We start from the raw sequence: 10,790 nt of genomic DNA on the forward strand, positions 1-10,790 counted from the left end.
AACTTAACGGACAATTTTTTGAGTAAAATATGGCCAAAACAATTGCTTATATTCGCGCATCAACTGATAAACAAGATTTAAACAATCAAAAACTTGAAATATTTGAGTTTGCCAAAAAAAATAAACTCGAAGTGGATGATTTTATCCAGATGACTATTTCAAGTAGAAAAACAAGTAAAGAACGACGAATTGATGAGATGCTCGCCGTTTTGAAAGATGCAGATACTCTTATAGTTACAGAATTAAGTCGATTGGGTAGAAGTACAGCTGAAGTTATTGGATTAATTAATGAATTAATAATAAAACAAGTACGAGTAATTGTTATAAAGCAAAACCTTGATATGAAGCAATATGACATGAATTCTAAAATTATGATTACATTGTTCTCACTTTTTGCTGAACTTGAACGTGACCTTATCAGCCTCAGAACTAAAGAGGCTCTAGCAAATAAAAAATCCCAAGGTATTAAATTGGGTAAGCCAAAGGGTACTATTCAGAAAAGTAAGTTTGATAAAGATACTGATAAAATCAAAGAATTATTAATTCTTGGCTTATCGGTTAGAAAAATAGCTTTATTTCTGGGATATACCAATCATATTGGCCTTAATACCTATGTTAATAAAAGAAAATTGCGCGAATATCATACCCTATAATCAAAAAAATCAAGTTTCTCTTCATTTATTTGGAGGGAGCTCAGGATTAAAGTAAGTAAGGATTTTTCTGAAATGATTAATGTTAGAAATGGAAGTTTAGTCAGGGCTCCTATGGCTCTATACTTGAGTCAGTATCTTCGTGAACAAACAAGACTTATTTCTCTAGAAATTGACACCGCAACAGAACAACAGATGTCAAACGAACATGCTTACATCAATGCCTGTATTGAAAAAAATACTATTAAGCTACTTACACCTGAATGGGATCGTCACTCTATAACTCATGCCCAAAAAGAAATCTCGCCGCATGAATTAGATCCTATATCAGCAATGAGATTTGGAATGAGCCCTTTTCAAAATAAGTCGCATCAACAAGAAATTTTAATTTATAAAGTTCCCTGCACTGGAGATCTTACACTTCTGAATATGGCTCCCAATACCAATATGTTAGCCTCGTTGCCTCAAATACAAATTAGTAATGAAACCCTAAGTTTTGAGGTAGTTATTGATACATTTAATCCAGATCAAACAAAACAGACCCTTGAAAACTATATAAACTGGATTAAACAACACATCAACTATTTAAATCATGATTTAAATGAGTACAATGTTTCGCTTAAAGAGATTGTGTTACGTCTTTGTAATAAAAGGAAACTACACATTGATAGCATCTCCTCTATGATAAAGAATATTGGAATTCCAATGAACCGTAGTACTGATGAATTACAACCTCCTACTCCCATGTTACCAGCACAAAACGACAAAGTTAATTATCACTCAGTTGCAATATCATATGGGGGCTTAGATGAAGATATAGCAGATAAACTTAATGATTTTCTAATACAAAATGGCGTGAAAACCTGGTTTTATCCTGAGCATTCATTGCCAGGTGAAAAGCTTCATAGAATGATGAGTAACATGATTAATGAAGCAGATCGGGTTATATTGCTGTGCTCTAAAAGTTCTTTACATAGAAATGGGGTTCTTAATGAACTGGAAAGAATTTTAGAAAGAGAAGCAAGAGAAGGAGCCAGCGCTATCTTAATTCCAATCGCCTTAGATAAATATGTTTTTGAAGAATGGACGCCTGAGAAAAAAGACTTAGCTGATCAAATTCGAACTCGAAATATTATTAGTTTAAATAATATTTGGGATTCTAAACAAATGCAGAGATTATTATTAGCACTCACTAAATAGCGTTTTTACTAAATTTGCGTGGTCATCTCTATTTGTCCACGCAAACTCAAAATATAAGAAGATATATAAAAATCTTATCTATCCCAAACTCCACCTTATTTCACTTTATGCAAACACAATACATGGGTTCTTATTATTGAGAATTCTCTCTATGAGATAGATAAGGTACGTTATCTATCTCAAAGAATAAAATGTTCAAATAAAAATTTTATATCACCAAATTGAAACAGAATTATTAAGTATTACGTTCCCAACCAATCGGAAAAAGATTCCCATCCTTTATTTCTATATACTTCGTCAGGACTTGAAGGAATATAATTTGGGCGTTGCCCACTTTGAGAATAAACTCTCCATTCTGTAAATTTCTTCAACTGAAGTGAATGAACGAATTCTCTTGCTAAAGTAAAATCCCAATAGACTCTTTTTTTCGACGAAATATTCTCCGTACCAAGCCAATCAGACCATGATACCCAACCATTATCTTTGTAAAACTTATCAGGACTCGATGGAATATTTTCTGGTCTTTGAATACTCTTACTATATACGTTCCATTCAGCTCGACTTTTTAGACTTAATGCGCGGGAATACATTCTGGCCAATTCAAATGGAAGAAAAATTTTGCTTCGTTGTTTCTTGTTAGTACCAAGCCAATCAGGCCATGATACCCAACCATCATCTTTATAAGTATTATTAGGGTTTACTGGGATATCGTCTGGTTTTTGACCGCTCTCACGGAATTTCAACCATTCAGCATGACTTCTCAATTTTAAAGAGCGCACAAATCTTCTTGCCTCTTCAAATGATCGAAACTGTTTCTTTTGAAGAGATACACTTCCTGTGCCAAGCCAATCTCCCCAGGATATCCATCCGTTATGCTCATAGGTTTTTTCAGGTGCTGTGGGTATATTTGGAGGCTTATTTCCGCTTTTGCAATACATTGACCAAGCTCTAGCACTTTTTAAACCTAAGGTATGAACAAAAGCTCTAGCTAAATCAAATGAAAGAAAGTTTTTTTGGCTATTTGCTACATTACCGGTTCCCAACCAGTCACCTATCCCGTTCCATCCATGATTTTTATAGACTTGATCAGGATTAGACGGAATATCAACAGGTTTCAAGCCATTCCTACAATAATCGACCCAATCATGTTGTCCTTTTAAATTAAGCGATTGGGTAAACTTTCTTGCCTCTTGAAAACTTCTATAAACAATGGGGGATTTATTAATTATTTGTAAGTATAGACTTTCTAATAACTTCTCTTGAAAACCATCTAACTTAATAAACTTAAGTTGCTCGGAAATAACGATATGTTCAGATACAGCAATATTTTTTCCCTTACTAAACTTAATTTTCTTAATCTCATCAATTAATCTTTCATCGTGTGATGAAAGAGCCCTGATAATACTCATTAAATTTTTAAAGGGGCTGCTTGTAATAACATCCTCTATCTCTTCGGTTGTTTGATGAAAAATAGGAACAATAATATAACCAAATTTTTTATTCTTAAAATCAGCACGTCTAAGTGCCCGGCCAGTAGCTTGAATAATATCAGTCTTTGAGTTTTTAGGATCGCAGAAATAAACAGCATCAATTGATGGAACATCAACACCTTCAGTTAAGCAACGTGCATTCGTCATTATCGATTTAGGTGATCTAACAAAGTCATTCATAATAACTTTACGCTCGTTAGTGCTTTGTCCCCCATTCACATGATAAGAAAAAGTATTAATATAGTCCCTCTTATGTCTTTCTTTGAATGCATGAGCTTTTTTAACTGATGAGTGAAATGTCACCACATGAGTTGAACCATACTCAGTCATAAATTTTTCGAGCGCATAATGATGAGCTATTTCATCTATAGTATGATTATCGGACACATAATTTCTTTGTATTAATGCTTGCTGAATTTCGCTCCTGGTAATACCTACTGCAACAATTTGATAATCAACAAGTATCCCTCTGTCTATTGCCTCTTTAAAACTCATCCGGTGAAACTCGCAACCAAATATAAGGGGATTGCTCATATCTTGGATGTAATCGGCGCTTTCACCCATCAGCGATGATTTGATGTTGTTTGAAAATACTCGTGGCGTCGCCGTCATGTATAGGCGCTTTTTGACAAGGATGTTGGAGTCAGAGTGTATGAATCCATATTTACCGAGCTTACTACCTGCTGTTTTATGTGCCTCATCGCAAATAGCTAAGTCAAACTGAAATTTTGTTCCTCTAATTGCCTCAGCAACCTTTTCTAGACTTTGATATGTGGAATACACAATTGTTTGATCGTTCTTTTTAAGAAATTTGCGAATTTCATTTGGTTCAGTCGATACACTGCCGCCTATGTCAAATAGATTTGAAATCAAACTATCCTTACTTTTATCAATATCTTGCTCTGAGCAAACACAGATATACGGTATATAAGAACTATTAGATAGCCATTCATCTTTAATTTGCTTGAGCAAAGCAAGTGATGGCACTAAGATGAGAGTATGCTTGGTGTTTAAGGCTTCCTTTATCCATAAAGATACGAGTGTTTTACCCGCCCCACAAGGTAGGATCAACTGACCTCTATCACTTTTGCCAAACCCCTTAACTACTTTTTCTATTGCAATTTTTTGATAATCTTTGGGAGCTTTGAACTTTGAGGCCTGAGTAGGCAGGCCTATTGCCATTCTTTTAATCTGTTTCAAAGGTGCAGCTGTAAGATTAATAAGATCGCAATAAGTCACTATGGTTAATTTTTCTCTCTTTTTTGATTCTGTATGCTTATCAACACCTGAAGCATTGGTGAATATGATAAATCGGTCTGCTTTATCGCCTTCAGCAAATAAATTCGCAAGCTTGTCCTTTGTCCAGTAAATTTTACTGCTTTGATTATTTTTAAATTTACATTGAACTACCGTTAATGAACCATCATGACCTTCTAATACCAAATCAACACCATGGTCTATTTTATTAAAACCAAGCTTTTCTTTGATATCAGCGGGCACCTCATGAAAGCGCCATACGTTTTTATAATCATTTTTTAATCTTGGTTCCGTAAGATACAAATACTGGCAAAATTGTTCGAAAAAAACTCCTGCGGATTTATTACCATGGCTATTGTATTTTATAAGCTCTTCATAGACATCTTGCCAAGAGCTAGCCGATTTGATTATTTTTGAAAAGAGCGTCATTTTGAACCTGTTATAGCAATGTCTTAAATTATTCAAAGTACAGATTTGGGATAAGCCAAAGCATCATCAATGTCTTTAGCAGGCATGATATTGTTTATTTTTTTATAATCAAGTGTAGCAATTAGACTAATAACTTTTGTTTACACATTTATTTAAAAATTTATATTTTTCTTCATAAATGATGCAATCTACAATAAATTCCAAATAATTCACTAAGAAATAAAAAGAGAGAGAATAATATTCATTTAGTATCTTTAGCGCTAACGCCCATCAGAATTCTGCGTTATCATTTAACCAACAGAAATTTTAAAAATATTCCTAATAATATAGCAATTATGATTGAACAATCCTTCGATACACTATCACGACACCCCGACTTTCAAGTTTTAAAGCGGGTGCCTATGCAACTTGAAGTACGTGCGGCTCAACCTTTATCCAAAGTATTTATGACAACCATCATTGATTTGGAAACAATGGGCATGGATGCAAACCAACATGAAATCATTGAAATAGGGATGCTTTCATTTTCATTTTCCAATGAAGATGGAATTCTAGGAATTAAACATACTTATAATGAGCTGAATGATCCAGGCAAACCAATACCCCCTGAAATTACAAAAATTACCGGGATTCATAACGAAGATGTAACTGGCAAAGCAATTAATTGGGACTTTGTTTTGCAAGTTCTAAAAGAGAGTCACTTAATAATATGCCACAATGCTCAATTTGACCGTAACTTTTTAGAGTTACAAACACCCGAAGAGATACAGGAACGAGTTACCGCCCTACCCTTCGGTTGCACAATAAAAGACATTGATTGGAAAGAGCGGGACTATGAAAGTTCAAAGCTTGATTATCTGAACTGGAAGTTGGGCTATTTTTATGATGGGCATCGAGCAATTAACGATTGCTGGGCTACCCTGAATCTTCTGCTTCACGAACCAGGCGCTTTCGATGAGCTAAAAAGTAGAGTACGCAAGAGACAAACTCTTATTTGCGCAGAGAATGCCCCTTTTGACAAAAAAGACTTCTTAAAAAATCGACTTTATCGCTGGTCTGATGGCACAGGAAAACTTCCAAAATGCTGGTGGGCAATCGTAGATAACGATGTGTTAGCCGAAGAAAAAGCATGGCTCGATGCTGAAATTTATGGACAAGCAAATAAAAGCAATTCGCTTCCCCAAAGTGAAATTACTGCTCGAAACCGTTATTCATTTAGAGCAGAATTAATTAAATAATATTTTAAAGGGGTTATACACTCATTGTACTCTCACTTCTGTAGCTCTCTAAGCATTTTCTGTTTATATCAAAAGTAGTATAAATTGCACCTAATTAACGGTTCCAATGTATACTCTCCAAATAATACTATTCTCTATAGTTGAAGATTAAATGAACTCCTTATTAACCACTACTCGACTCATTATTAGCAAACCTTCTCTGAATGATTTGGACAATCTATTTACGCTTCAATCAAACTCAGAAGTGATGCGTTTTATAGGTAATGGGAAACGGGATAGAAATGAGGTGATGCTTGGATTAGAAAAAGCCATTTATCACGTTCAAAAACATCAATTTAGCCTTGGCTCGGTTTTTGTAAAAGACTCACAGGAATTTATCGGTCGCGCAGGACTTATCTATTTTAATTATGATGACAATCAACCCGAAGTTGAACTCGCTTATGCTTTATTGCCTCAATATTGGGGTAAAGGGTATGCTACGGAAATCACGACATCTCTAATTGACTTTGCTTTTCGAAACCTCAACATGCAAAAGCTAATCGCAGTAGTCCATCCTGAAAATGCCTCTTCCCAAAATGTATTAATCAAATGCGGGATGAGTAACGCAGGAAAAATCAATTACTGGAATAAGGAGGTTATGAAATTTGAAATAAACAAATCCTAATTATCTCATTCATTCTCATCTAAGTTTAATTCAAGTTGAATGCCTTCATGGATTCGCTCCTGCTTCAATTTAATTCCTACGCCTAATAATCGTACGGGCAAACGTTTTCTCAAAAATCCTTCATGGATGAGTTGGCATAGAAGAGTTAAATCAAGGCTGTCATGCACGCACTCCACCGTGGTTTGTTGAAAATCATTAAATTTTAATTTAATAAAAAGAGTGTGTATTGAAGACAATGCTTCAGCGCGCTTAATTCGTGCTTCTAGACGAATCATTAATTCAGGGAGCGCCGCAAAGCAGGATTCTGCATCGGGTAAATCCTGCAAATAAGTTTCTTCAACACTTATTGATTTTCGAATACGCTCCGGATTAACGGGACGCTCATCAATACCACGCGCTAAATCATAAAGTCGCCGCCCCATAACACCAAATTCACTGGATAAATACTCTATGGAAAAATGGTGTAAATCACCACATGTTTTAATATTCAAAGAGTTTAGTTTTTCTTCCATTTTAGGCCCCACTCCAAATAATTTGCGCACCGGTAAATCAATCATAAATGCGGCTACTTCTTCGGGTCGAATCACCTTTTGTCCATTAGGTTTATGCCAGTCACTGGCAATTTTTGCTAAACTCTTGTTCGGTGCAATTCCAGCGCTCGCTGTAAGTTTTCGTTCCTGATAAATGCGCGCGCGTAATTCTTGCGCCATCCACGTCGCACTCCCTTTGCAATTAGGAGAGTCCGTCACATCAAGATAAGCTTCATCCAAAGATAAAGGTTCAATCAAATCGGTATACTCTTCAAATAAGGCCCTAATGTATTGGCTTTCGTTTCGATACACCTCCATGCGTACGGGTCGCAAGATGAGGTTGCGGCATAACTTTAATGCATGTGCTGTGGGCATGGCGGAGCGTACCCCATAGGCTCGCGCCGCATAATTGCACGTTGCAATAACCCCTCTTCGGTCAGCCGCCCCTCCTACTGCGATGGGTTTATTGGCAAGCTCAGGAAAATCGCGCATTTCGATTGCCGCATAAAAACAATCCATATCAATATGAATGATTTTCCTGATTGGACTCATTTCAATTGTATCCTTGAGTTCATTCATAATAAAAACCTTCAATACAAACGAACTTGAGGAACCTCAGACCACCGAGTGGTATAAGCAGGTGATTTAAGTTCAGCACGCATAGCCCAAGGTTTTGAATATCCCTCTGCCGCGAGTCGAATCGTGCTTCTTCCATACTTTTGATTGATTTGTTCAAAAACACGCATCAATTGCTCGGTGTGGTTTAGTTGCTCATCACTTAGCTGATGAAACATATCCAATTGCCTGGGGTCTTTAGGAATTAAATCAAGAAGACTTACCCCTGCTTTTTTATAGAAATATCCTGGTTTAAAAATGTGTTGCAGACATCGCTTGGCGATTTTGGTAATTAATCGCAAATCATCCGTGGGATTAATGAGCTTAAATTCTATAGATTGAAAGTGTTGTGCCAAATCTTCACGAAACCGATTGGTATGGACAAAAACAACCATACGCTGAGCTACCAATTGCTGATTGCGCATTTTCTCAACGGCTCTGGCGCAATGACTACTCACAGATTCAGCAACGGAGGAAAATCGTGTTTGCATCTGCCCAAAACTTTTGGACGACATGATACTTTGTTTCGGCTCGGCCTCTTCTAAACCACCACAGGCAATTCCTTGCAGCTCGAGCGCGGTACGCATCAACACGACATTAAAGCTTTTCTTCAAAAGATGAGGATTGGTCATTGCCAAATCATAGGCCGTATGTAAACCTTTCGCGATTAATTTATTTTCCCATTGCCGCCCTACTCCCCATACGTCCCCTACTGCTATTTGCTTTAATAATTGTTCACGATTTGACGTGATATTAAATACAGGTATCTTAAAGACCTTTTTACATAAATGATTCGCCACTTTAGCTAATGTTTTAGTTGGTCCAATCCCTATAGAAGTAGGTATTCCCGTATGCTTTAAAATTTTCTTCTGTAATTGCTCACAAAAGGAGTCATGAAAAGCAGAGGGCAAACTACTTAAATCAAGAAATGCTTCATCAATGGAGTAGATTTCTAAATGCGGCCAGCTCTCTTCAATAGTACACATCACTCGATGACTGATGTTGCCATAAAGCGTATAATTCGAAGAAAAAGCGTGCACTCCATGCTGTTTGCACAAACTTTTAATTTTAAAATAAGGCTCACCCATGGCAATGCCCAGTGCTTTAGCCTCATTGGAGCGTGCAATGCAACATCCGTCATTATTGGATAGCACCACGATGGGCACATCCTTTAAATCAGGACGAAACAAGCGTTCGCAACTGGCGTAAAAATTATTGCAGTCAACCAGGGCAAACATGTTAGGCGAGCTCATGAAGAACTAAAGTCACGACACCCCAAATCACCATTTCATCCTCTTCAGTAATCTCAATGGGATTAAATTTGGGATTGGCAGGAAGCAATTGAATCTTGCCTGCCTTATTTGAAAGACGTTTCACCGTGAGCTCACCATTGACTGCCGCAATGACAATTCGCCCATCAGAAGGTTCGATGCTTCGATCCACCAAAAGCCAATCGCCTGAAAAAATACCCGCCTCCACCATCGAATCGCCAGTAGCTTGCAACACAAAGGTAGCCGAAGGATGTTTAATGAATTGGGTATTTAAATCGAGATATCCTTCAATATAATCATCAGCAGGCGATGGAAAACCGGCCTGAATTTTACTGGCAAATACCGGCAATTGATAAGACTCGCGATTTTTTAATTGCTCTAATTCGGCAAGTGTGGATACCGGTAAACGAACTGCCTTGGTAGGCTCACCCCTGGGACGCCCTGCCCCTGCTCTTTTTCCGCCTCGTGGTGACATGATGACTCTTTTTTTGATTAACGTACAAATATCATAGACAGAGAAAAACGCGCTGTAAAGCTCTCCTAAAAGCTCCATGGACTGAAATTCACCCTAAGCCTCAGAGAATATTGAGAAAAAAATATTTATCTTTTTTTATTAAAGCAATGGCTCCATTGCCAATGGATGGTCAAAATCAGCCTTATTCATTAAAGTACTCACCCGATATCCTTCCAAATCCTCATAGGGATATGGTTTCATTAAGCCATTCAATTGTTCTTTAGAACATTGGGAGTTATCGAGCCAAATGGTTTGAGCTTCTTCATCTAAGATTACGGGCATCCGATGATGGACTGGCTCCATCAGTGGGTTGGCATCGGTTGTGATGAGACAACAGGAATAAATCATCTCTTCTTCATGCTGCCAGGAATCCCAAAGCGCTGCCACGGCCAGCAAATCATGATTCTTTTTTTGAAAAAAATAAGGTTGTTTTACCCCGCCCTCCTGGTGCCATTCATAAAAACCACTCATGGGCATTAAACAGCGTTTGGATTGCATCAGTTGGCGAAAAGCAGGTTTTTCAAAAAGAGTTTCAGCACGTGCATTGATAAGGATTCCAATTTTCTTTCGGTCGGTAGTCCACGAAGGAATAAGTCCCCAGCGCAATAACACACTTTGAACTTCATGGGCATTGGTTTCCACAAGACACACCACTTCAGCCCCGGGCGCAATATTATATCGCGGAGTGATTTCAATTGAATTGGATAAATGAAATTGATACTTTAACTTCTCATAAGAAGCGACATAAGCAAATCGACCGCACATGATTTCATCCATTTAGGAAGTTTTATCAGTATAGTCCTTTATCGAATGTGTATTCCGGAGCGAAATGATCACCAATTCCGGCCGCATTTGATCGCAGATTCCGGAAACACTTGATCAGAGATTCCGGCATTACTTGATCACCGATTCCGGAGCATTTGATCAGTGAT

9 protein-coding genes are annotated in these 10,790 nt (G+C 37.3%); 4 read left to right on the forward strand and 5 right to left on the reverse strand.

All coding sequences use genetic code 11. From position 1 onward, the window contains the following. Window positions 1-29: 29 nt before the first annotated feature. Entirely contained in the window at window positions 30-653 is a 624-nt protein-coding gene (locus ELY20_RS14410; protein WP_110143553.1) for a recombinase family protein, read from the forward strand. Between the two features lie 72 nt (window positions 654-725). After that, complete coding sequence (locus ELY20_RS14415) at window positions 726-1,850, forward strand: toll/interleukin-1 receptor domain-containing protein (protein ID WP_110143554.1); 1,125 nt, start codon at window positions 726-728, stop codon at window positions 1,848-1,850. Between the two features lie 242 nt (window positions 1,851-2,092). On the opposite strand, the gene ELY20_RS14420 is transcribed toward ELY20_RS14415, so the two are convergent. Then, window positions 2,093-5,026, reverse strand: a complete 2,934-nt coding sequence (locus tag ELY20_RS14420) for a DEAD/DEAH box helicase family protein (protein ID WP_110143555.1) — start codon at window positions 5,024-5,026, stop codon at window positions 2,093-2,095. Between the two features lie 335 nt (window positions 5,027-5,361). Here ELY20_RS14420 and ELY20_RS14425 point away from each other — a divergent pair, with 335 nt between their 5' ends. Together ELY20_RS14425 and ELY20_RS14430 are read left to right on the forward strand one after the other, a co-directional pair. Beyond that, the gene (locus ELY20_RS14425; RefSeq protein ID WP_110143556.1) at window positions 5,362-6,264 is read left to right on the forward strand and encodes a 3'-5' exonuclease; all 903 of its coding nucleotides are present in this window, start codon (window positions 5,362-5,364) and stop codon (window positions 6,262-6,264) included. A 151-nt stretch (window positions 6,265-6,415) separates the two neighbouring features. Then, window positions 6,416-6,928 carry a GNAT family N-acetyltransferase gene (locus tag ELY20_RS14430; protein ID WP_110143557.1) on the forward strand — a complete coding sequence of 171 codons (513 nt, stop codon included), beginning with the start codon at window positions 6,416-6,418 and terminating at the stop codon, window positions 6,926-6,928. A gap of 5 nt (window positions 6,929-6,933) precedes the next feature. On the opposite strand, the gene dinB is transcribed toward ELY20_RS14430, so the two are convergent. The 4 genes from dinB to ELY20_RS14450 form a co-directional block, all read right to left on the reverse strand. After that, window positions 6,934-8,010, reverse strand: coding sequence for a DNA polymerase IV (gene dinB, locus ELY20_RS14435; protein WP_110143561.1), 1,077 nt, complete (start codon window positions 8,008-8,010; stop codon window positions 6,934-6,936). A 38-nt stretch (window positions 8,011-8,048) separates the two neighbouring features. After that, window positions 8,049-9,326, reverse strand: a complete 1,278-nt coding sequence (locus ELY20_RS14440; RefSeq protein WP_110143558.1) for a Y-family DNA polymerase — start codon at window positions 9,324-9,326, stop codon at window positions 8,049-8,051. Continuing rightward, window positions 9,313-9,819 (reverse strand): LexA family protein, encoded by a 507-nt coding sequence (locus ELY20_RS14445; protein WP_110143559.1) that lies wholly within the window; start codon window positions 9,817-9,819, stop codon window positions 9,313-9,315. Before ELY20_RS14445 ends, ELY20_RS14440 begins: the two co-directional genes overlap by 14 nt. 138 nt (window positions 9,820-9,957) lie before the next feature. Continuing rightward, a complete protein-coding gene (locus ELY20_RS14450) occupies window positions 9,958-10,623 on the reverse strand; it encodes an SOS response-associated peptidase (protein ID WP_110143560.1) in 666 nt (221 codons plus the stop codon). Between the last annotated feature and the right edge of the window lie 167 nt (window positions 10,624-10,790).

Source organism: Legionella qingyii (assembly GCF_003990155.1).
In the GTDB taxonomy this organism is placed as follows: domain Bacteria; phylum Pseudomonadota; class Gammaproteobacteria; order Legionellales; family Legionellaceae; genus Legionella; species Legionella qingyii.